Below are 24,877 nucleotides of genomic sequence, written 5' to 3' on the forward strand. Positions count from 1 at the left end.
TCCATATGCTTTGTTCCCCACACTTACATACGCTTTCCGCATTCAGTTCCTACGGCTCCCGTATTCTTTACATACGTATTCTGCATTCACGGAATACGTATCTTTTCTTATTATCTAAGTGTGATAAAGTATTATCAGACTTAGATAACTAATTATCACGCTTAGATAATTAATTATCACACTTAGATAATACAATTACTTACGCTTCAAAACAATACAGAACACCGAAGAAACAAAAAGAAAAGCAGCAGAAAAGAAATGCTAAACATATATATTTCGATTCCACTGCTTGTGCTTTACAATAGGTAAAGAGTGCTTCTAACTATTAAACAGGTGTATTGCTTGAAGAGATGAAACCCATTTTACACCCTTTATATATATGCCGGAGCGTAATTATCACTACTTATTTTGCCCTTTAAATTGTAAGTAAAACTGCGCTTTCTGTGCTTCTATCTCTGCCTTCAGTTCCTCTTGTGTGGGTAGATAAAGCTTATACTTTGTTGCAAAAAGTTGTTTACTATCGTGGAGTATGGAGTATCGTGCGATGTCTTCATCTGTGTCCGAACATAAAAGAATACCTATGGTTGGGTTATCGCCATCCGTCCGCTTGAGTTCATCAAACATCCTGACATACATATCCATCTGCCCCACATCCTGGTGCGTAACCTTTGATGTCTTTAGATCCATCAATACGAAGCACTTTAAGAAGTAGTTATAAAAGACCAAGTCGATGTAATAATCCTCCTTCTCCGTATGGATATGTTGCTGACGCCCAACGAATGCGTAGCCCTTTCCTAGCTCCATGATGAACTTCTGGAGATTACTGATAATACTGCTCTCTAGGTCTGTTTCCGTAAAAGAAGTATTCGGTGTGAATCCTAAGAACTCTGCAACAACAGGGCTTTTAATGAATTCCAACTTCTCAACAAGTGGACTGTTTTTCTCCAGCATCTCCTCTCTTACCAGTTCCTTATGATGAGATTGTAATAGACGATAGTAGTACTGACTACTCACGTTACGCTGGAGTGTTCTAACGCTCCAGCCCTCTGTAACTGCTTCCTGCTCATACCATGCCCTTGCCTCATCGTCTCGAACCTGCAACAATACGCTATAATGCGTCCAAGTGAGACGAATGGAAGATTTTCCAGTCACCGACTGGAGAATGTCATGTAGAGCCGATTTTCCAATCGACAACTGGAATATGTCTGGGTAAAGTTGACTAAAAAGTATGTAATTATAAAGGTTACTCTTAGAGAAACCCTTACCATATCTCTGTACAAGCAGACCGCTTAACTCTTGTATAACTCGCTTACCATAATCAGCACGGGAATACTTTAATAGCTCCTCATTCAGCCTCTTTCCTAACAGCCAATTACGCTTCAGCAGGGCGATATTCACGGCATGATACGCCTCATGTTGCGCCTCATCGATGATTAAGCAACTCTCTTCAAACAAATGCTCTTTGCTTGGAAGTTCGGGTTCTTGTGTAGTATTATTCATTGTTATAATCGTTTAGATTGTTCAACTCAAGCCTTCTTACTTCTCTTCTTCTCAAGTGTTTTTAGTTATAGATGTACTCTATTAAATCCGAGATCAAAGTTACAAAAGAAGTTGAATATAGGCAAATATAACCCACCAAAGGCTAAAAGAAAGACAGATTGTAGCTTGTATTACAAGAAAAATAGTACTTTTGCAAGTACAAGTGATTAATTGAAAACAATAAAAACAAAGTATATGAAAGTAGCAATTGTGGGTGCCAGTGGTGCAGTTGGGCAGGAGTTCCTACGCATCTTAGCGGAAAGGAATTTTCCAATGGACGACCTTGTACTCTTTGGTTCAACGCGTTCTGCAGGCAAGAAGTACGCTTTTAAGGGTAAAGAATATGAAGTAAAACTACTCCAGCATAACGATGATTTCAAGGATGTAGACATTGCTTTCACCAGCGCAGGCGGTGGTACTTCAGCCGAGTTTGCCGATACGATCACCCGATACGGTGCTGTGATGATTGATAACTCCAGCCAGTTCCGTCAGGAAGCAGATGTTCCTTTGGTTGTTCCAGAGATCAACCCGGAGGACGCCCTCATACGTCCTCGTGGCATTATAGCCAACCCTAACTGTACAACGATTATGATGGTTGTTGTCTTAAACCCTATCGATAAGCTCAGTCATATCAAGAAGGTGCATGTCAGTAGTTACCAGAGTGCATCGGGCGCGGGTGCTGCTGCCATGCAAGAACTGCAACAACAATACAAGGAACTGGTTGAGACTGGCGAGGTAAAGACCATTGAGAAGTTTCCACACCAGCTCGCTTACAATGTCATCCCACAAATAGATAAGATGACAGAAAACGACTATACGAAGGAAGAAATGAAGATGTTTAATGAGACGCGTAAGATAATGCACTCCGATGTACGCACTTCTGCGACCTGTGTTCGCGTCTCTTCACTCCGCAGCCATTCGGAGGCTGTATGGTTCGAAACCGAACGCCCGCTATCTGTTGAGGAGATTCGTGAGGCATTGAAGGCGGCTCCTGGCGTAACACTCGTTGATGATCCGCAGCATTATGTGTACCCAATGCCACTCGAGAGTGCTGGTAAGGACGATGTCTATGTAGGTCGTATTCGCAAGGATCTGGCCGATGACAACGGTAACACGCTATGGCTTACTGGCGATCAGATACGTAAGGGTGCGGCATTGAATGCAGTGCAGATTGCAGAGTATCTGATTAAGGTGGGGGATGTGAAGTAAGGGTAGAGACTATAAAAAAAGCCTCACCCCCGCCCCCTCTCCGAATGGAGAGGGGAGTGATTAGTAAGACTTGCTTAGAGGAAAGGATACACATAAATCAAGCATTGAAAACATTTGCTTATAAGGTTAGGAACGTATAGATAAAATAAAAGGGTTCATTTGCTATCATGCAAATGAACTCTTTTACTTTTATAATAGACGTACGATACCTCCCAAAGGAATAATCTTTATTCTATCGAACGAACGCAAGATTTAGTACTATCTACTCCCCTCTCCAGTCGGAGAGGGGGCGGGGGTGAAGCTTTTTTAACGCTCAAACTGTTCTATACTTAAGCCTCCTTCCGTCAGCTTCTCAATCTCTGGAACAATGCGAGTGAAGTGCTCTGAACGGGCATGATGGGCTAAGCAAACCTTATTCTCCCATGTTTCACAAAACATGAAAACACCCGGTTGGGTTGCACTCTCAAACAGATCGTAACCTTTGTTGCCCTCATCTTTGCGAGAGATTTCCACTAACTCGTCTGCAAGAGCCTTCACTTGAGTTGTCGTAACACCCTCTTTTACCTTGAAAAAAGCGTTTAATCTGATCATAATTTCTACTTATTTAGTCGATAAAACTTTACTTATTCTTCTTGTAATAAGCCACTGCAGCAGCCACATTAGCCTTTATTGCACGTGAAGAGAATGTAGCACCTGTTGCACCATCAACCTGCTCTGCCTTTGCAGCCTTAGCCACTTTCATTCCTTCAAACTTAGGGAGTAGGTTCTGCTTCACCGTGTTGAAGTATCGAGGTGACTCATGATTTGCCAATGGAACAACCTTTACAACCTTGTTATTCTTGATATAAACCTCCACAGGAGTAGCCCCCTTAAATCCCTTTACATTTGGAGTTAGGGTCGTGGTGTTCACTACGTATGTTCCATCTGCTTGTTTATACATCACCTTTCCCTGCTGGACTGCAGCAAAAGCAACGCTACCTGTAATTGCTAAAGCTATGAAGGTAGCTGAAAGAAACTTCTTATTCAACATTATTTTTACCTTTATCTATTTGTTATCTGTGTGCTTGCAAATATACGAAAAACTATGTTTCTAACACGATGTTTTTGTTTTTTTAATGGTAGAACACACCTACTTATAAGCATATAAACCACTTTCTATATCGCAGACAGAACCTAAAAATAGCGTAAAAGAGGCTTCCCTATAAGAAAAAATAGTCTATTTTTAATAAGAAAACAAACGAACAACGAAGAAAAAATAAACTAAAAATAAACTCAAGAGAACCCCTTTTCAAACATAGGGAACCCATCCGCACCCACATAAACGGGCATCTCTTCAAAAATAGAAAGAACTTATCAATATCACAAGGCATAACCATCAACAACAGAATCATTTGCTTTTTTATTCCTAATACTTCGTCTCTTTTTCTAAAAGTTCGTACATTTGTAAGCAGTATCTATCAATACCAAACAATGAAATATATACTGTTACCTAAACAAGATAAGCCTCACCAGCTACCTTTCTATTTTGCTGTCGAAGAATACGTAGCCCATCATTACCCCGATGATGATTATTTCTTGGCATGGCGTGTGCCCCCTACTGTAATGTTAGGGCGCAATCAACTGATTGAAAATGAGGTGAACGTTGATCATTGCAAGGCACATTCTATCGACATATTCAGGCGTAAGAGCGGTGGAGGATGTATCTATGCCGATGAAGGGTGCATACAGTTTTCGTATATCTCACGCCTCTCTAATGCGAATGAAGCCTTCGTTCAATATATGAATCGCATGACTAATTTGCTACAAAGTATTGGTATCGACGCACAGTTATCAGGGCGAAATGACATCCTCATCAACGATACAAAGGTTTCAGGATGTGCTTTTTATCAACTTAACAATCGCAGTGTTCTGCATAATTCATTACTTTTCAACACACAACTATCGCATCTTTCAAATGCGCTCACACCCTCACTTGCGAAGCTCAAGAGCAAGGGAATTGATTCTGTTAGGCAACGTGTTACCAACGTATCACAATATACTGACATCGAAATAACTGACTTCATGCGCTATGCCCAACAGCAATTCTGCCATAGTGAGGTGTTAGAATTGACCGAAGAGGATATGCAGGGAATTGAAAGAATCGAACAGGAGTTAGCCTCCGACAGCTTTGTTTATGGCAAAAATCCGAAATATTCTATTGTAAAAAAGCATCGTTTCGAGGGTGTGGGAACACTGGAAGCGCACATAGAACTAAAGAATAACACGATTGTAAACATCAATTTGATGGGCGATTATTTCCTCCTTGGAGATATTGATAACGCTCTTCTAAAACCATTGAAGGGCGTGGAGTTTACGAGAGAGGCTGTTGAAAATATTTTAGAAAACACTGATTTGTCGACTATCATACGTGGCTTTCAACTCTCACAACTACTCCGCTTGCTCTTTGGACGCAAACCACACGTGATGAAACCAGAGTGGTTGAAGATAGATCTAACATCGAAGAAGTCAACTGGCGAGACTGCTGGAATCTTGTCGAAACACCACATGAACACCATCTGTACGAGTGGGTTATGTCCAAACAGGGCTGAATGTTGGATGGCACGCACGGCAACTCTGATGATTGGGGGCGATATCTGCACCAGAAAATGCCGTTTCTGCAACACTTTGAGTGGGCGACCAAGAGCATTAGATAGCAACGAACCAACAAGAGTAGCCGAATCCATCAAGGCTTTAGGACTGCGTTATGCCGTCATCACATCGGTGGATCGTGACGATTTAGACGATTATGGAGCTGCACATTGGGTACAGACAATCAAGGAAATACAGCGTTTGAACCCCGAAACAAAGGTCGAACTACTTATCCCTGACTTTATGGGTAAAGCCGAACTCATACGTCAGGTGATGGCAACAAAGCCTCATGTGGCTGGTCATAACATGGAGACTGTACGCCGACTGACGCCTTCCGTGCGCTCTGTAGCACGCTATGACCGAAGTTTGGAGGTGTTGCATGAGATTACGAAGTGCGGTATTACAGCCAAAACAGGCTTTATGTTGGGCTTAGGGGAGACCCACGAGGAGATATTAGAGACGATGGATGACATTCTCAAAACGGGTTGTAAGCGTCTAACCTTGGGTCAGTACCTTCAACCAACAGCCCACCATCTCCCCGTATCAGCTTATATTACACCCGAACAATTTGCCAATTACAAGCGCATTGCATTAGAGAAAGGATTCAAGCATGTGGTGAGTGGACCGCTGGTTCGCTCTTCTTATCATGCTGCAGAGGGGTAAAACAAGGTTGAGAATAGGCTATTCCCCACCCCTTACAGACATGGTTTTAGACAGAATGACACAATGACATGTTCTTTTAATGACATATTTCTAAGATAGAAGAGGCGTGTTTTTAGACATAAAGACATAATGACATGCTGTTTTAATGACATATTTCTATGATAGAGGAAATATAGGAACAAGGGGGCTGTAACGCCACCCCAAAGTAGGGACAGACGCCCTCGTCTGTCCGCTCAAAATCCCTGTTTCCATTGATACATACCACATTTGGCGGACAGACGAGGGCGTCTGTCCCTACTTTGGGGTGCTACTTAGGTTGCGAATAATGCTGTCTACACTTCTTAACTATCAAACAAATGTTCAATATCATGCTGCTTCATAACCGCAATAATCGGTTCGCCAGATGGCGTGTAATTGACATTTTCACAAGTGAAAAGCTCATTCACAAGGTTATCCATCTCACTATTGGTCAACACCTGACCCTGTGGAATAGCGGCATTACGTGCTAAACTCAAAGCGAGTGTACGATCGATATCTTCTTTCACACTTGCCCCACTCTCCACAGCTGACGCCACCATATCTTGGATAAGACTAACAGCATTGAGCCCTTCGATGCCTGCTGGCACTCCATTCACTGCATAACTATCACCACCGAGACTATCCAATTGGAAGCCCATCTCTGCCATTTCTGGGAGGATGCGATCGATGATTAACTTGTCAGATACCGTAAATTGCACCACTTCAGGGAATAGAACCTTTTGCGAATGAGCCTTATGAGATGACAACTGGCGCAAGTACTCCTCATATAAAATGCGTATATGAGCACGGTGCTGGTCGATAATCATCAAGCCAGACTTCACCGCTGTCATGATATAACTCCCCTTATACTGATAGTGCGAAGGTGACTTTTCCTCTATCATCGACTCGTTTGTAGAGGTTGTAGAGGCTGATGAAATAATCAAACTCTCGTCTGTTGGAGTCGTATTAACATCTAAATCATCTTGTTCAAAGAGTTTTGACTGGCGTATCTCAGCATTCCCATCCAAACCAGAGTACAACTCCTCCCAACCATCTGGCACACTCGGCTTCTGCGGTTGGGCAGTTTGTTTAAAGGGATTGAACGATGGGTTGATTTCAACCTTCGGTGCTTTAGTTCCCGAATGAGGGTCGAATACTGGAATATCAGGCTTCCCTTCTGTGTCAAAGTCAATCGAAGGAATATCATTAAAGCGCCCCACGGCTTCTTTCACAGCTGCTAAAAGAATCTGCCAGATGGCTTGCTCATTCTCAAACTTTATCTCCGTCTTTGTCGGATGAATGTTTACATCAATGTTCGTAGGCGGTACTTCAAAATAAAGAAAGTAAGGAATCTGCTCTCCCTGAGGGATAAGTCGATCGAACGCAGTGATGACCGCCTTATGAAAATACGGGTGTTTCATATAACGTTCATTAACGAAGAAGTACTGCTGGGGCGTCTTCTTGCGTGCAGACTCTGGTTTCCCAACAAAGCCATGGATATGACATAGACTTGTGTCAACGTCTATTGACAAGAGATCTTGGTTCAGTCTCTTCCCAAACACCTCAACAATTCGCTGTCTATAGTTGCATGACCGAAGATTAAAAAGCTCTGTTCCATTACTATATAAGGTAAAGGCTATATGCGGATAAACCAATACAATGCGTTCAAAAGCATTGATGATATTATTCAATTCGGTGGTGTTCGACTTCAAAAACTTGCGTCGTGCAGGTACATTGAAGAAGAGATTCTCAACCAAGAAATTACTTCCTACAGGGCAGGAACAAGGTTCCTGATTCGTAAAACGACTACCCGAGATAGACAGATGAGTACCGAGATCATCATTCGCCATGCGTGTCTTCAATTCTATCTGCGCCACCGCAGCAATCGACGCAAGTGCCTCTCCACGAAAGCCCATGGTATGGAGTGAGAAAAGATCATCTGCCTTACGTATCTTAGAAGTTGCATGTCGCTCGAAAGAGAGGCGTGCATCAGTCTCTGACATACCCTTTCCGTTATCAATCACTTGAATAGATGTGCGCCCCGCATCGACTACTAAGACATTAATTGACGTTGCTCCAGCGTCAATGGCATTCTCTACTAGCTCCTTGATAACGGATGCTGGGCGTTGAATCACCTCTCCCGCAGCAATCTGATTGGCTACACTATCGGGTAAAAGTTGTATGATATCACTCATTGATTAATAATGCTTAAGCAATAAACAAGAATAAGATAAGTAGTGCTATAACACCTGCAGAGAGTATCAAAGACACCCACATGGCTGTGAAACGATTGTGTTTGTGTGTCAAAACTTGCGGTCGCAAGCTATGAGAAAGACGCCTTTGAAGTTCCTCACGATACCCCTCCTTTGGCTCATCTTGCTGTTCTAACTCATTTTTCGCACGCTTCTCTATGTCCGAGAGAAACTCTTTACGTTCGTCAACATACATGTATTCGTGATGAAAACGACGGGGCTTTGATGATTGAAAGAAGAACATATTTCAAAGGAGTTAATGATGTTAATAATGTGAAGAGAAGTTGACCTATTGTCGTAAATGATTACGACAATAGGTTGACAAGGGGTCACTCTATACGTTGTCGAGGTGGCAAGATGACTTGAGCATTACGCTTGGTAGCTGCCGTCTTACGTGCCGCACGACGGAAGATATCATTCTTATCCTTTGGACGAACATTATCAAAAAGCTCAAAGTGAGGCAATGTCAGGCGATCAGGAGGGATCTGCGTCATTGGACTGATCACACCATCTGCCTTAGACATCCATATTTTTTTCAATTTACGTTCGGGTGTTATGAACATACGAAGGGTATCTGTCTCCGTGTAATTATGCCCTATCAACGTACTGTCTTTATCGGTATGATAGAATACAACCTCAACGTTCCCCCATGCGTCCACACGCCTAACAGCACCATTGACAAAGTCTGCACGCATGTCACGTGACGATATTTGATTATAGTGTTGCTTATCTGGAAGTGTTTCAATAGAGAACGCATTACCATAGACAAAAGCCTGTCGAATGGTGGAGTCATTCATGTATGCCTTAATCGAATCACCAACAAGTTGACGGTTACCACTCCATACTATCGGGTAGTCATACATAGTCATACAGGAGTCTTTCGTATTAGCAACAAGGAATCCACATACGGCTTGTACATCCGTGCGGAACGCCCTCACGTTGTTGACCCCATAGATTTCACGATACATCTTAGGCGTGTTCATGTAGAATCCCTTCATACTAATTGTGTCGGCATGAACAAATAGTGTGTCACCTTGGGAGAAGTCTTTTGCAATCGGACCAGGCTTTCCACCAAAAGCAATAGCCGCCGAGTCAGTATAGTGAAGATAGTCCCCCTTGAAGGCATGTTTCTGTTTCTCGTCTATATAATAGACGTTCCCTTCCCCTGTTCCTTCGTGAGTGTTACTATTATAAGTAAGATCGCGACCAGTGATTGTACGCTGGTTTAGCTTATCAATAATCTTCACATTACCATGTCCCTCACTATATCCAGACTTGGCATTGTAGATTACTTCATCACCAGTAATCACTCTCTTTTGTCGACGATCATCGATCTTCACATTACCACGAGCAGTACTATGACCAGTCTTCTCATTATAGAATACATCTTGACCTATTATGGTTCTGTCATTTGCCTTATCGACTATCTTTACATTACCATGCCCCTCGGCTTCACCCGTCGAACTGTTATAAACGATGTTATCCCCCTCTACATCTTGCTTTGGAGATGTAATCGTTGAATGACCATTAAGCTCCATGTTGTCAGTTCGACTATTATAAGTTCCATCGTTAGTATGCACGACTTCGCCCTTTGCTGTTCGAATAACTGACTTGCCAACAACGTGTACCAAGCCTGTTTCTGTATTACCATGTGCCTCTGGAGTTGTGATTCTGTACTTAGGAGTAAACATAACAACATTACCAAAGAAGTTCGCATCATGGCTCTCTGTGTTATAATCACCTTGATCGGCTATAACAGTATTTCCATTGTAAACCAAGGTTCCACGACCACCGAAATAATTGGCAACTTTCGATATCATGTTATAGTCTAAGCTATCACAACGTAGCGACTTTCCAGGCTGACGAACCACAACCTTTTCTCTAACATGAACCATTTGAGACATGCCATCATAGTGAAGACGACGACAATCAAGCGTCACTCCACCCGGTCGAGTTACATGAACTTTACCGAAAGCTTTAAACCAATTCGACTGTTCGTTGAAGTATGCACTATCACAACTAAGCGTCATTCCCTTATAACGCAACCGAACATTACCCTTTGCAATCTGCACATCTGGCATCAACATCTGGTTGTGTCTAAGGTTATCGGTATGGTCTATATAGAACTTACTACCCTTCTTTTCCGTCACTTTCTGAGCCAGAGAAGGGCGGTTATAGCATAACCCAAGCAGGCATAGAATCGTGATTAACATGATTCTATGCCCGCAAAGCTTATATATATAAGTGTTTTCTAATGTCATTTAATCCAACCTTCATACTTGAACTTACAATCCTTGTAGCGAGGATTCATTCGAACATAAGTATTCTTAATCTTGCTTACTACCCAGTCATGAATTATCTCTTGACGACGATGAGCAGTAACGATGTCACGCATAGTTTGAAAGTCTTCTGTTATCGTAGCTCTATGTTCGTCGGTACGACTCTTTAGCTTCACGATAGCACAAACGACCTTCCCTCGATTGTTAATCATCTGAAAAGGAGCAGAGATCTCACCGACTTTCATGGTGTCAACAACTCGTGCTACTTCCGTTGGTAAGTCCTTCATCTTGAAGCGAGAGGTGCGTTCGTCCCCTGATGAGTTGACCATGAGTCCATGGTTATTCTTCGTATCTTTGTCATCAGAAAGGTATGCGGTGGCATCCTCAAACGTGAACTTCTCTTTGCGAAGATCACGTCCAATAGAGTCTAAGCGTTCTTTTGCAGTATCAATAGAAGCCATTGATACACGAGGTTTCAATAGGATATGACGACAATTAATCTTATCTCCTCGACGGTCAATCAATTGAATGATATGATAACCAAACTCGCTCTCTACGATCTTAGAAACCTTCTTCGGATCAGTCAAGTTGAATGCTACTGCAGCGAAAGCAGGGTCTAACATACCTCGTCCCATATAACCTAATTCACCGCCCTGACGCGATGAGCCAGGGTCTTCGGAGTACAAACGTGCCAACGTAGCAAAGGATGTTTCTCCCTTTGTTACACGATCCGTATAGTCACGTAGTTGGTTTTTAATGCGATTAACTTCCTCTGGCTCAACTTTAGGAGTTTGTGTTAGAATCTCCACTTCAACGGTAGTTGGAATCATAGGAATACTATCCACTGGTAACTTCCTAAAGTACTCGCGCACTTCAGCAGGTGATACTTTCACATCACCAACGAGCTTTGCTTGCATCTTCTGAACCAACTGACGATTCTTATAATCATCGTGTAAGTCTTGTCTAAGTTGCGCTATACTCTTATGCTGGAACTCCTCTAATTTCTCCTTAGAACCTATTTGTGGCAAAGAAATCCAGTAGTTAATTTGTTGATCAACACCCTGTGCAATCTCTGATTCAGTCACCTCTACGCTATCAAGAGCAGCCTGATGAAGGAAAAGTTTCTGCACTGCTATTTGTTCAGGCAACACACACTCTGGATCTCCATCCCACTTCATTCCCTCTGCTTCTCCTTGTAGTTTCATGATCTCGACTTCGGACTTTAAGATCGGTTCATCACCCACTACCCATATCACCTCATCGACTACATTGTTGGCTTTAGCAACCTGATTCGTATCTACCGAATCTGTTAGAACTAACGGTGCCGAGGCACGAAAGGCACCTGCATGCAAACCCATTGCAACAAGCGTAACGCCTATTAGCAAAGCACCTGTCTTACATTTATTTATCTTCATCTGATTTCTTTATTATCACTTAATGCTTATTGACTGTAGAAAGAACAGCCTTATCAACCACAACTTTATATTTCTTTCGCAATGAATCAACCCACTTCTTCTCAAGTTCCTTTTGATAGTCAGAAACCACAAGAGCACGTACATCATCCAAAGACTCTGGTGCTTTCAACTTCTTACCATAGGTTGCACCAATAGGAAAGTCCTTCATCTCTTTCACAGGAACACTCATTCCAAACACTTGCTTATCGACAAGATCATTATCACCCTTACGGAAGATTCCCTTCTCAACACGTATGCGGAGTGTACTATCAGCATTGAATGTCTTACGCAGTACATCATTCCATTGTGCAAAAGGAAGTCGCTTCACACAATCCTTCACAGCCTCAACGTCAGCTTGATTCTTTACATGATAAGCAATGCCTTTAAAACGTGGTTCAGTCCATTTATATTGTTTCCTATGTTTGTGGAAATAGTTTTCTAAGCCCGTAACATCTGCTGATGCCTTATCCCAAACCATACGATTACTCATCTCAACCATCAATAAGCCATCATAATACTCACGGATAAGATTCTTTAAATTAGCATCCTTCTCTTCCAGTTCCGCAAGTTGTTTATCAAGTAATTGCTCACGAGTTACCCCCTTACCAGCCTGCTGAACAAGGCTATCTAACTTCTTATCGACAATCTGATCACGCAATCCACGCATCTCAATAAACTGTAAGATCCGTGCATGCAACGAATCATAAGGAGCCAATCCTTCATGTGCTATCATCTTAATAATGTGATAACCATAAGGAGAAAGTGTTGGTTTACTCATTTCACCAGGCTTCAATGCCAACATAGCATGCTCAAACTCCTGTACTGTTTGCCCCTTTTGGAGCAATGGCAACTCGCCTCCGTTCTGTGCAGACTCTCGATCAGCAGAATACTTCTTAGCCAGCTCCCCGAAGTTTGCTCCATGCTGTAAAGCATTATAGATAGAGTCTGCCAAGACCTTAGCTTTCAGTTCTTCTTCTTTTGTCGCACGCTGATTTAATCCTACAAGAATGTGTGCACAACACCATAACCCACCATTCGCTTCAATACTCTCCTTCGTCTCTTGATAAATATCCCGAGCCGCTTTTTCAATATCAGAGTTCGTAAGGAACGATGGACGAATCTGCTGATCTCGATAGGTAAGGAACTCTTGCTTGAAGGAAGACAATGTATCTAAACGAGCATCCAAAGCCGCTTGCACCTTCAACTTATAATTGATGAACAGATCCACATAATCGGCTATACTCTTCTTATCAATGACCCCTTCAGCATTGTTCTTATTATATGAATACTCAAATTCAGAACGACTAACTGGTTGCCCATTGATAGTCATTATGGTTGGGTCACTCTGCCCAAATACCATCGTGGTAGATAGCAGCGACAATAATAAAAGAGCCTTGATTTTCATTGTTATTATTTAAGACACACATACCCTCTCCACTGCTTTTACAGAGAAGAGGGCGGTTAATTATTAATCTGTTAATTACTCTGGACGAGAGTAGTTTGGTGCTTCACTCGTAATAGTGATATCATGTGGATGACTCTCCATAACGCCTGCGTTGGTGATACGAGTAAACTTCGCATTGTGCAAATCTTCGATAGATGCAGCACCACAATAGCCCATTCCAGAGCGGAGACCACCAACAAGTTGATAGATAACTTCTTGAACTGTTCCCTTGTAAGGAACGCGTCCTGCAATACCTTCTGGTACCAGTTTCTTTGCATCGTGGATATCATTCTGGAAGTAACGATCACGTGAACCATTCTTCTGTTCCATAGCCTCCAAAGAACCCATACCACGATAACTCTTAAACTTACGACCATTGAATATGATGGTGTCACCAGGAGATTCCTCCGTACCTGCAACCAAAGAACCTATCATCACACTGCTTCCTCCAGCTGCTAAAGCCTTCACAACATCACCAGAATAGCGCAATCCTCCATCAGCAATCAATGGCACACCAGTACCTTCCAACGCTTTATAAACATCGTAGATAGCGGTCAACTGCGGTACACCCACACCTGCTACAACACGTGTTGTACAGATAGATCCAGGACCAATACCTACTTTCACAGCATCCGCACCATTATCAACAAGGAACTTAGCTGCCTCTGCCGTCGCAATATTACCCACTACAACATCAAGGTTAGGGAAGGCTGTCTTTACATCATGCAACTTACCAATAACACCTGCAGAATGACCATGAGCTGTATCAATAACGATAGCATCTACACCTGCAGCAACCAATGCTTCGGCACGCTCCATGGTATCACCTGTAACGCCAACACCCGCTGCGACACGCAAACGCCCCTTCTCATCCTTGCTTGCCATAGGCTTATCTTTAGCCTTTGTGATGTCCTTATAAGTAATTAGACCTACAAGATGATTGTCCTTATCGACTACTGGCAACTTTTCAATCTTATTCTCTTGAAGAATCTGCGCAGCGGCTGTAAGATCGGTTTGTTGATGTGTTGTAACGAGGTTCTCCTTGGTCATCACGTCATCAATCAACTTATCCAAATGGCGTTCAAAACGCAAGTCTCGATTGGTAACAATGCCTACTAAGTGGTTATCCTCATCTACAACGGGGATACCACCAATGTGGTAATCAGCCATCATCGCGAGTGCATCCTTCACAGTTCTACCTTTTAAGATAGTCAGTGGGTCGTAAATCATACCATTTTCAGCCCTCTTCACGATTGCAACTTGGTGTGCTTGATCCTCAATAGTCATGTTCTTATGAATCACACCAATACCACCTTCTCGAGCGATGGCAATCGCCATTGAGCTCTCCGTAACGGTGTCCATTGCCGCTGTAACAAAGGGCACATTGAGATCAATGTGGCGTGAAAACTTGGTTTTCAACTGTACCTCTTTAGGTAATACTTCCGAATAAGCTGGGATTAAAAGGACGTCGTCGTAAGTCAATCCGTCCATCTTGATCTTTTCTGCAACAAATGATGACATAATGATTTGGAAATTTATTGCATGCAAATTTAGCAATTAATTATCAAATAGACAGGCTTTTTCTCCATTTTCTATAATCGAATTAAAGCTATTTAACGGCAGGTTAATACGACTGCTGAATGTCAGTAATATCATACAGAAAAAAGACATAGTAACAAGTGCTTTGAGGCTCTTCTGCATAAAAGAATTACACATATTATCCCCCTTCTAACGAATGATTGAAAACTATGGAAGTATCACCTTGTTAGCAACAGACAAGAGGTTGCAAATAAAGAGAGGCTTCCTTCACATTAAAGAAAGCCTCTCTTCACGTCAAAGGAAGCCTTTCTTCAAATCGAAGAAAGCACTTCCTTTAATTCAAAATTTATAATTCACAATTCAAAATTGTGATTACTTTAAGTTGACGAGTACATGAGTTAACGGGTTAACAACTGATTCATTCTATTGAATGTAGTGCCACAAGTAGGGACAGACGCCCTCGTCTGTCCGCCCATAGTCCCTATTTTTTGATAGAAACATTGCTGTGTTTGCGGACAGACGAGGGCGTCTGTCCCTACTTTGAAGCATTCATTCCAATCAAGGAGAGTTCTTCCTCTAATTCAAAATCATATTTTCTATATGCGATCAGTTTGCCATTTCGGACAGAAACTTTATGCGTACCAAACGGATGACTTCCTCACTATAATCGCCATCAAGCTCTTCCATTGCCACATCAAGGCTATCTGTCTCGCTGTCCATGAAGTAGTCATAGATGTCATTGATTGTATCATCATCGTAAACATCCTCTAAGAAGTAATCGATATTGAGCTTCGTTCCACTATAAACGATCTCTTCAATCTTAGTGAGAAGATCATCGAAATCAAGTCCTTCAGCCGATGCAATGTCATCAAGTGGGAGTTGTCTGTCAATGCTTTGGATGATTTTTACCTTCTGCATAGACTTCTTTGCGACCGTTCGCACACGTAGTTCTTCGGGACGTTCGATGTGGTTTTCTTCGCAATGTTGCCTTATCAATTCACAAAACTCTTTCCCATAACGCTTCGCCTTACCTGCTCCTACTCCTTGAATGTTCTGTAGTTCCTCTTCATTGATAGGATACATCATTGCCATCTGCTCCAAAGATACATCCTGAAAGATGACGTATGGAGGGATTTCTAACTTACGTGCTATCTTCTTACGAAGGTTCTTTAGCATGGAGAAAAGTTCTGGATCGAGGACTGCTGTGCCCGCCATTGGTGTATCATCATCCTCTTCATCCTTAAACTCGGCATCCATTACGATCATAAACGACGTTGGCGACTTCATGAAGCGTTTGCCTGCTGCGGTCAACTTCAATATGCCATAGTTCTCAACATCCTTCTTCAGATAACCAGCCAAGAGTGCTTGTCTGACCACAGGATTCCATATCTTCGGGTCTTCATCTTCGCCAGCACCGAAGTCATCAAGCTCGTTGTGCTTATGATCTTTTTGATCATCTGTTGCTCTACCTTTGACAAAGTCAATGACATACTCTTGTCGGAAGTTTTCTTTCAAAGCCTTCACAGCTTGGAGAACTATCAAGAGCTGATTCATTGCCTCAATCTTCTTCTTAGGATGCAGACAGTTATCACACATGCAGCAATTATCCTTTGGGTATTCTTCACCAAAGTAATGAAGCAACATCTTACGCCTACAAACAGACGATTCTGCATAAGCCTCAGTCTCTTGTAACAGCTGTCTACCAATGTCCTGTTCGGCTACGGGCTTTCCTTCCATGAACTTCTCGAGTTTCTTCAAGTCGTTCTTTGAATAAAAGACAATGCAGATTCCTTCCTTACCATCGCGCCCAGCACGCCCAGTCTCTTGGTAATATCCCTCCAAACTCTTCGGTATATCATAATGGATAACGAAGCGAACATCAGGCTTATCAATACCCATTCCGAATGCTATTGTAGCCACAATTACATCCAACTCCTCCATAAGGAAGTCGTCTTGAGTCTTCGATCTCGTTTCCGAATCGAGCCCTGCATGATAGGGCGCAGCCTTTATATCATTGGCTTGAAGGATGGCTGCCAACTCTTCCACCTTCTTACGTGAAAGACAATAGATGATTCCGCTTTTGCCAGTATGCTGCTTAATGAACTTAATAATTTGCTTACTTGTATCGTCATCACTCCTCTTTGCACGTACTTCATAGTATAGATTAGGACGATTAAAAGAGCTTTTAAACTCGGCACAATCCTCTATTCCAAGACTACGAATGATGTCCGTTCGCACCTTATCGGTTGCTGTTGCAGTGAGCGCAATGACTGGTGCAGCCCCAATAGTATCTATTGCATAACGTATCTTACGATATTCTGGACGGAAATCGTGTCCCCATTCAGATATACAATGAGCCTCATCAATCGCATAAAAACTTATCTTCACCGACTTTAGAAACGCCATATTCTCCTCTTTATTGAGAGATTCTGGGGCTACATAAAGTAGTTTTGTACGTCCTGAAACAATATCAGCACGCACCTTATCTATCTCTGCCTTCTTTAAAGAAGAGTTAAGGTAATGTGCCACACCATCCTCTTCACTAATACCATTGATGACATCTACCTGGTTTTTCATTAATGCAATAAGAGGCGAAACAACAATAGCTGTACCCTCCATTATCAGTGATGGAAGTTGATAACACAGGCTTTTACCACCACCTGTAGGCATTAGCACGAAGGTATCATGTCCTGCAAGAAGATTGCGTATAATGGCTTCTTGATCACCTTTGAACTTCTCAAAGCCAAAGTAATGTTTAAGTTTTTCGGTAAGATTGAGCTCTTTTGTCATGTTAATAGCTGGTGATTTCCTATCCGTTTATGGTTTAGTAGAAACAAAGGAAGTCTGCTGATGCGGTGTAAAACACCACATCGGCAGACTATACCTATATATTTAGGAGGCTGAACCCGTTTGTTGGATATGAGCCTTATCGAGCTGTTGACGAACATATTGTTCCGTCACCTCAAATTCTTTTACGTCTCTTGATGGAACTTCAAACATAGCATCCATCATCACAGACTCTACTATTGAACGTAAACCACGGGCTCCTAACTTATATTCAACAGCCTTGTCTACAATGCAATCAAGAGCAGCTTCTGTGAAAGTGAGCTTTATTCCATCCATTTCAAACAGCTTGATATACTGCTTAACAATGGAGTTCTTTGGTTCAATAAGTATGTTGCGCAAAGCCTCACGATCGAGTGGACTAAGATAGGTAAGCACTGGCAAACGACCAATTATCTCTGGAATGAGACCGAAGGACTTCAAGTCTTGTGGTAAAACATACTTCATTAAGTCCTTTTTATCTATCTTTGCAACATTCTGAACAGAGTTATAACCAATCACATGTGCATTCAGTCGTTGTGCAATCTTACGTTCAATGCCATCGAAAGCACCACCACAAATAAATAAGATATTGCGGGTATCCACATGGATGTAGTCCTGATCAGGATGCTTACGACCACCCTTTGGTGGTACGTTAACCATAGTTCCTTCCAATAACTTCAGCAATCCTTGCTGAACACCCTCACCACTTACATCACGTGTAATACTTGGGTTATCACTCTTACGGGCAATTTTATCAATCTCATCGATGAATACTATACCACGTTCAGCGGCTGCTACATCGAAGTTAGCTACCTGTAACAAGCGTGAGAGAATACTCTCCACATCCTCACCAACATAACCTGCTTCGGTGAATACTGTTGCATCTACAATAGTGAAAGGTACTTCGAGAAGTTTCGCAATAGTACGTGCCAATAGGGTCTTACCAGTACCAGTTGAACCCACCATAATGATGTTGCTCTTCTCTATTTCTACACCATCATCGCTCTTCGGTTGCTGAAGTCGCTTGTAATGGTTATACACTGCAACAGAAAGATAGCGCTTAGCTTCATCCTGACCAATGATATATTCGTCAAGATACTGCTTAATTTCTTTAGGCTTAGGAACCTCCTTTACCTTAAAAGCAACACTATCGGTATTCTCATCATCAGCCAATGCGCCTGTCTGTGTAACTATCTTGTAAGCCTGCTGCGCACAATCTTCACAGATGTAACCATTCAATCCTGTGATGAGAAGTTTTACATCCTTCTCACTGCGACCACAAAAACTACATTTCTTCTGGGGCATTATTAACTCCTTTACTTATTTGATTCTGTATTGTCAGCGGGTGTGTTGAGCACATTATCAGTTGGTTTCTTGACAAGCACATCATCAATCATTCCATACGCTTTTGCCTCTTCTGCGTTCATCCAATAGTTGCGATCACTATCATTCCAAACCTTCTCGAAGCTCTGATGGGAATGATCACTAATGATGGTATAAAGCTCTTTCTTGAACTTCATAATCTCTTTTGCTTCTATCTCAATATCGGACGCCTGACCTTGTACTCCACCTAAGGGTTGATGGATCATAACGCGACTATGCTTTAGTGCTGATCGTTTCCCTTCTTTTCCAGCAACCAATAATACTGCTGCCATAGATGCTGCCATACCTGTGCAAAGAGTTGCTACATCGCTAGAAATAAACTGCATGGTATCGTAGATACCCAAGCCTGCTGTTACGCTTCCACCTGGTGAATTGATATAAATAGAGATGTCTTTACCAGGGTCAACGGAGTCCAAGTAAAGAAGTTGAGCTTGTATTGTATTAGCTGTATAATCATCTACTTGTGTACCAAGAAAGATGATACGCTCCATCATCAAGCGTGAGAAAACATCCATTTGGGTGACATTCAACTGTCGTTCCTCAAGTATATAAGGGTTCAAGTATTGTGCTTGTGCCTTCACAACATCATCTAGCACCATACCATTCATCCCTAAGTGTCCTGTGGCAAATCGCCTAAAATCATTCATTGTAATCCTTTCTTATATAATAATGTGACAAAAATAGAGGTTATCGACCTCCCTTATTATTGCCATATTCACAAAGAGTATGCCATAAAACAGGCATCTTCTCGCTTACTATAAGCAAAGATAAGGAAAAAAACCGATAACCTCTATATATAAAAGAAGATTTTTCTTAAAATTGTTACTCGCTTACAAGTTTATTGAACTCATCGAGAGTTACAGTCTTAGTATTTAGCTTCACTACCTTCTTAATAGCGGCAGCGAGCTTACGATCCAATGCTGCTTCTACGAAAGAATCGATGTTCTCGCGCTTCTTTAACATCTCATCAGCATAACCGTTCAAGTAGTCCTCTGGAACATTAGTCATACCATATTGAGCGAACTGCGCACGTGCCATCTGGCGTGCACTCTCACGTACATCGTTATCATCAACCTTAATATTATTAGCTTGTGCTAACTGCTCCTTGATCAAGTGCCATGTGAGTTCCTTGATGCTCTGCTCATAGTTCTTCTCAACAAACTCCTCGCCCTTATCTTGGTTGTTAGCCAACATAATGCGCTTCAAGAGAGCATCTGGGAAAGTAAGATCGCCCACTTTCTTCTCACAATAAGCACGGAGATCCTGAACGAACTTATAGTCAGAATCACCCTTCAACTGCTCTTTCAAACCATCAGCGATAGCCTTGCGGAATGCAGCCTCATCCTTTATCTCGGTATCTTCACCATATACGCTTTTCCATAACTCAGCATTATTCTCGGCCTTTACGAAGCGTGAGATTTCAGTGATCTGATATGAGAAGTTACCCTTATGTTCAGCAACTTCTTCCTTCTTGATCTTCAATAGAGAAGACACCTCGATATCGTTATCTGGATAAGCTGCAGTAGGATTGAAAGTGATAATATCACCAACCTTTGCACCATCAAAGAGCTTCTTCTGATCCTCAACCTTTATATATTGTGGCATCAAAGAAGCACCCTCTACAGTAATACCACCTTCAAGAGTATTACCATTCTCATCCAACTCACGAAGATCACCCTTCAACAAGTCACGCTGTTCTGGATCGAATGTCTCTGCCTTATCATAGTGACCTGCACGGCTCTGGAACATCTCAACTTGCTGATCAATCAGCTTATCATCAACCTCAATCTCATAGAAGTCAATCTTGTTCTTACCGCTCAACTCGAGCTTAAACTCTGGTGCAACAGCAATATCAAACTTAAACTCATAAGGTGCAGGTTGCTCCAACTCTACAGGCTTTTGAGCCTCTGATGACATTGGTTGACCCAACATCTGAATCTTGTTATCAGTAATATATTTCTGTAGATTCTCGCCTAGGATCTTATTGATAACATCCATCTTCACCTGTGAACCATACTGACGTTTAATCATGCCCATAGGTACTTGTCCTTGGCGGAAACCTGGTATATTAGCACGCTTACGATAATCCTTGAGAGTTTTCTCAACCTCATTCTTGTAGTCAGACTCTTCTACTGTAATGGTCATCAAACCATTTACTTTGTCTGGATTTTCAAATGAAATCTTCATCTTGATATTATTGAATTTATGTTTAATTATTATTTATCAAATGTTTACATACATGCTAAGAGCATTGCACCTCATAGGGTATTTGGTGTGCAAAGATACTTAATTTTTCGCACAACCTTATCATATATATATGGAAATTTGTTTTTTTAACCAAGGAGATAAGGACTAAAAACAGGCTTATCAACGCCTCTTTAAAGCCTTACCAACTATCCCACTCCTCCCAAGAAGGAACCCAATTAAGATCTAATTAGCATAAGAATTTATGAGCAGATAGTATCTCTTTTGTATTATTAAATGTTAAATTAAAATTTAAAGCAAGCTCTTTTCAAAGAAAGTATTACATTTGCTACAAATAATACAATAGACCTAAACGAATATAAATACTAACCGACCTAAACAAACAAGAAGCTTAAATCAAGTTTACCAGGTCGATATTATTCATCTAAGACACAATACTTAATATGAAACAGCAATTTAGGAAGCTGGGAATGTTTGCAGTTGCAGCTGCCATTTCTACAGGATCTGCCTATGCAGGAAAGCCTGCTATGCAACCTATGACAAGTTTGCCTGTCATGCAACAGGACAATAACACTTGCACAGGACAGGTTGTCGATGCTAATGGTGACCCTATCGTCGGAGCAACAATCATGGCAAAAGGAACTACACATGGTACTATTACCGATCTTGATGGTAAGTTTTCTCTATCTAACGTAAAGGCTGGTACAATCATTATTGTCAGCTATGTTGGTTATGAAAAGAACGAGATTATATGGAGAGGAGGCTCACTTAACGTTACCTTAAAAGAAAGTACACAAACCATGGATCAGGTTGTTGTCATTGGTTATGGTAGTGTTCGCAAAGCCGATTTGGCTGGTTCTGTAGCTGTAATGAGCGATAAAGCCTTCAGAGATCAACCTATTAAGAACGTTAGTGAAGCCTTCCAAGGACGTGTAACAGGTATCAATGTTGTCCAGAGTGGCGTACCTGGTGGTGGCGTAAAGATCCGTGTGCGTGGTACGAGTTCTATCCATCGTAACAACGACCCACTATATGTTGTTGATGGTATTGTACGTGAGAATGGACTCGACGGTATCAATACTGAAGATATCCAAAGCATACAAGTTTTGAAGGATGCATCGTCTACTGCCATCTATGGTAGCCGTGGTTCAAATGGCGTTGTACTCGTTCAGACCAAGCAAGGAAAACAAGGTCAACAGAGTATCATGTTTGATGCTAGCCTTGGAATTGCCAACGCTTACAACATGCCTAAGGTGATGAACACAAAGCAATATGCACAGGCTTTACTTGATGGAGGTAAGATTACAAACCAAGCAGAGCTACAACCTTACCTCGATGGTACGAAGCCTGGCATTGATTGGATGGATAAGATTCTCCGCACAGGAACTATTCAGAACTATAAACTTACGATATCTAAGGGTAATGCCGACACACAATACTACATGAGTGGCAGCTACCTAAAGAATAAAGGTGTCGTTGAGAATACTCAATTTGAACGTTATCAAGCTAAAATCAACATACACTCTCGCCTCTACAAATGGTTTGAAATCACTGGAGACCTCGATTACAGCCATGGAAAGAGTACTGGAGGTGGCTTTGATGTGTCGCAAGAAAACCCTCTATGGATCGCACAAAACTACTCTCCAACCATGGAGATGTATGATGAGAAAGGCAAGTTTATGAAGGATCCTTATAACACTATTCAGGCCAACCCATACGGTATTTTGACTGCAAATGCTAGTCAGTTCCGCACAGATATACTCACTGGTCATGCTGATCTTAAGTTCCATATTCTTCCAGGACTTACCTTTACTAGTACAAATGGATTTGATTACTTTGATGGAAAAGGCTATAGTTTCTCAACGACAAGGGTATTCCCTAAGAGTAGTATGGGGAATAACGATCGTCAACGTACCACCTTACAATCTACCAACAACCTTACTTATACGGGCGCATGGGACAAGCATAACCTCACAGCAACAGGTGTATTCGAGGCAACACAGAGTACCACTCGCATGATGGGGCTCAATGGTACCAACCTTCAAACTGAATCTGTTGGGTGGTGGGACTATAACAATGCAACCAACCGAGGCGGTTCAAACGATTACAGCAAATGGGGACTTCTCTCATGGGTAGGTCGTGTAATGTACAATTACGATAACCGTTACATGCTAACAGGAACGTTCCGTGCCGATGGTAGTTCACGTTTCTCAAAGAAGAAGTGGGGCTATTTCCCTTCTATCGCTGCGGCTTGGACCATCAGTAATGAGAAGTTCATGAAGCCGATCACATGGATTAGTAACATGAAAATCCGTGCTAGTTATGGTCTTATCGGTAACCAAGGAGTACCCGTATATGCAACTTTAGGCACCATGACCGCTACTAACTTTGACTTCGGAACATCAACTACTTACACAGGCTACTGGGCTAAAAACATTGCAACCCCAGACCTAACATGGGAGAAGTCGAAACAGTTTGACATTGGATTGGATGTTAGCTTCCTCAATAACAGACTGGAGTTGAGCATTGACTACTTCAATAAGAAGACCACCGATGCCTTATTAAAGAAGTCACGTACTTATTATCTCGGTGGTACACAATACTGGGTTAATGCTGGTGAAATTACCAACAAAGGTCTTGATATTGCGCTTACAGCACGCATCATAGATACTCCAGAACTTTCATGGACATCTACTATCAATGGTTCTTATCTAAAGAATAAAGTCGTAAAGTTGACATCACAAGATCCAATTCTCTATGGTAGCTCACCTTCTCCAGGCACAGTTGAACCTTCAACTATCATTAAGGAAGGGCAACCTATTGGTACATTCTATGGTTACAAGTGGGCAGGTCTAAACGCAAATGGTCTCGACAGCTACTATGCAGCCGATGGGAGCATCACCACAAGTCCCCAAAGTGCAGACCGACAGATACTCGGTTGTGCTAATCCAGACTTCACAATGGGTTGGAACAACTCAATTACCTATAAGAATTGGGAGTTCAATGCCTTCTTCAATAGTGCCTTTGGAGCACAACGACTGAACCTTGTTCGCTTCGCAATGAACTCCATGGTAGGTGCTTCAAAGTTTGTTACTGCAGCCGATTACATCAGTGAGATTGGTAAGACAATGCCTGCTCTTAATGCTGTAGGGAACAATAACCTTGGAAACTCAAGCAAGTGGATTGAGAATGCAGATTACTTCCGTTGTGAGAACATAAGCATAGCATACAACATTGCTCGCAAGTACACTCAATTTGCTGATATACGCTTGGCATTGAGCGTACAAAACCTCTTTACGATCACAGGCTACAAGGGTGCTGACCCTGCAGGTATGTCTTTCTCTAACAACAACGTCGACATGGATAATGGTATTGATATGGGCACATATCCTAATCCACGCACCTTTACATTCGACATTCGCTTTAACTTCTAACAAA

General features: G+C 41.9%; 16 protein-coding genes. 3 read left to right on the forward strand and 13 right to left on the reverse strand.

The genetic code is table 11. From position 1 onward, the window contains the following. Positions 1–399: 399 nt before the first annotated feature. Positions 400–1,500, reverse strand: coding sequence for a PDDEXK nuclease domain-containing protein (locus J5A55_RS01030; protein WP_004382333.1), 1,101 nt, complete (start codon positions 1,498–1,500; stop codon positions 400–402). 234 nt (positions 1,501–1,734) lie between these two features. On the opposite strand from J5A55_RS01030, the gene J5A55_RS01035 reads away from it, so the two are divergent. After that, positions 1,735–2,748, forward strand: a complete 1,014-nt coding sequence (locus tag J5A55_RS01035) for an aspartate-semialdehyde dehydrogenase (RefSeq protein WP_004382331.1) — start codon at positions 1,735–1,737, stop codon at positions 2,746–2,748. 306 nt (positions 2,749–3,054) lie between these two features. Here J5A55_RS01035 and J5A55_RS01040 read toward each other — a convergent pair whose 3' ends face one another. Both J5A55_RS01040 and J5A55_RS01045 read right to left on the reverse strand, forming a co-directional pair. Beyond that, on the reverse strand, positions 3,055–3,339 hold the full coding sequence (locus tag J5A55_RS01040) for a putative quinol monooxygenase (protein WP_004382330.1): 285 nt from the start codon (positions 3,337–3,339) through the stop codon (positions 3,055–3,057). Positions 3,340–3,367: 28 nt separating this feature from the next. Further along, complete coding sequence (locus tag J5A55_RS01045; RefSeq protein WP_004382329.1) at positions 3,368–3,778, reverse strand: FMN-binding protein; 411 nt, start codon at positions 3,776–3,778, stop codon at positions 3,368–3,370. 440 nt (positions 3,779–4,218) lie between these two features. Here J5A55_RS01045 and lplA point away from each other — a divergent pair, with 440 nt between their 5' ends. Continuing rightward, entirely contained in the window at positions 4,219–6,039 is a 1,821-nt protein-coding gene (gene lplA, locus J5A55_RS01050; protein ID WP_004382327.1) for a bifunctional lipoate--protein ligase/lipoyl synthase, read from the forward strand. Between the two features lie 341 nt (positions 6,040–6,380). Here the strand turns inward: lplA and mutL are convergent, their stop codons facing one another. The 10 genes from mutL to tig form a co-directional block, all read right to left on the reverse strand. After that, positions 6,381–8,252, reverse strand: coding sequence for a DNA mismatch repair endonuclease MutL (gene mutL / locus J5A55_RS01055; protein ID WP_004382325.1), 1,872 nt, complete (start codon positions 8,250–8,252; stop codon positions 6,381–6,383). A gap of 13 nt (positions 8,253–8,265) precedes the next feature. Further along, positions 8,266–8,553, reverse strand: a complete 288-nt coding sequence (locus J5A55_RS01060) for a hypothetical protein (RefSeq protein ID WP_039850915.1) — start codon at positions 8,551–8,553, stop codon at positions 8,266–8,268. 85 nt (positions 8,554–8,638) lie between these two features. Then, the gene (locus tag J5A55_RS01065) at positions 8,639–10,522 is read right to left on the reverse strand and encodes an OstA-like protein (protein WP_155813772.1); all 1,884 of its coding nucleotides are present in this window, start codon (positions 10,520–10,522) and stop codon (positions 8,639–8,641) included. 44 nt (positions 10,523–10,566) lie between these two features. Beyond that, entirely contained in the window at positions 10,567–12,003 is a 1,437-nt protein-coding gene (locus J5A55_RS01070) for a peptidylprolyl isomerase (RefSeq protein WP_004382322.1), read from the reverse strand. Positions 12,004–12,022: 19 nt separating this feature from the next. Further along, positions 12,023–13,447, reverse strand: a complete 1,425-nt coding sequence (locus J5A55_RS01075) for a foldase protein PrsA (protein ID WP_004382321.1) — start codon at positions 13,445–13,447, stop codon at positions 12,023–12,025. A 75-nt stretch (positions 13,448–13,522) separates the two neighbouring features. After that, entirely contained in the window at positions 13,523–15,007 is a 1,485-nt protein-coding gene (gene guaB / locus J5A55_RS01080; protein ID WP_004382320.1) for an IMP dehydrogenase, read from the reverse strand. Between the two features lie 624 nt (positions 15,008–15,631). After that, the gene (gene recQ / locus J5A55_RS01085; protein ID WP_004382318.1) at positions 15,632–17,815 is read right to left on the reverse strand and encodes a DNA helicase RecQ; all 2,184 of its coding nucleotides are present in this window, start codon (positions 17,813–17,815) and stop codon (positions 15,632–15,634) included. A 102-nt stretch (positions 17,816–17,917) separates the two neighbouring features. Then, on the reverse strand, positions 17,918–19,156 hold the full coding sequence (gene clpX / locus J5A55_RS01090) for an ATP-dependent Clp protease ATP-binding subunit ClpX (RefSeq protein WP_004382317.1): 1,239 nt from the start codon (positions 19,154–19,156) through the stop codon (positions 17,918–17,920). An 11-nt stretch (positions 19,157–19,167) separates the two neighbouring features. Continuing rightward, entirely contained in the window at positions 19,168–19,881 is a 714-nt protein-coding gene (gene clpP, locus J5A55_RS01095) for an ATP-dependent Clp endopeptidase proteolytic subunit ClpP (RefSeq protein ID WP_004382315.1), read from the reverse strand. Positions 19,882–20,056: 175 nt separating this feature from the next. Beyond that, positions 20,057–21,421 carry a trigger factor gene (gene tig, locus J5A55_RS01100; RefSeq protein WP_004382311.1) on the reverse strand — a complete coding sequence of 455 codons (1,365 nt, stop codon included), beginning with the start codon at positions 21,419–21,421 and terminating at the stop codon, positions 20,057–20,059. A 488-nt stretch (positions 21,422–21,909) separates the two neighbouring features. Between tig and J5A55_RS01105 the strand changes: the two genes are divergently transcribed. Further along, complete coding sequence (locus J5A55_RS01105; RefSeq protein WP_039850914.1) at positions 21,910–24,873, forward strand: SusC/RagA family TonB-linked outer membrane protein; 2,964 nt, start codon at positions 21,910–21,912, stop codon at positions 24,871–24,873. Positions 24,874–24,877 lie beyond the last annotated feature (4 nt).

The sequence above is a fragment of the Prevotella veroralis genome, assembly GCF_018127765.1.
GTDB lineage: Bacteria > Bacteroidota > Bacteroidia > Bacteroidales > Bacteroidaceae > Prevotella > Prevotella veroralis.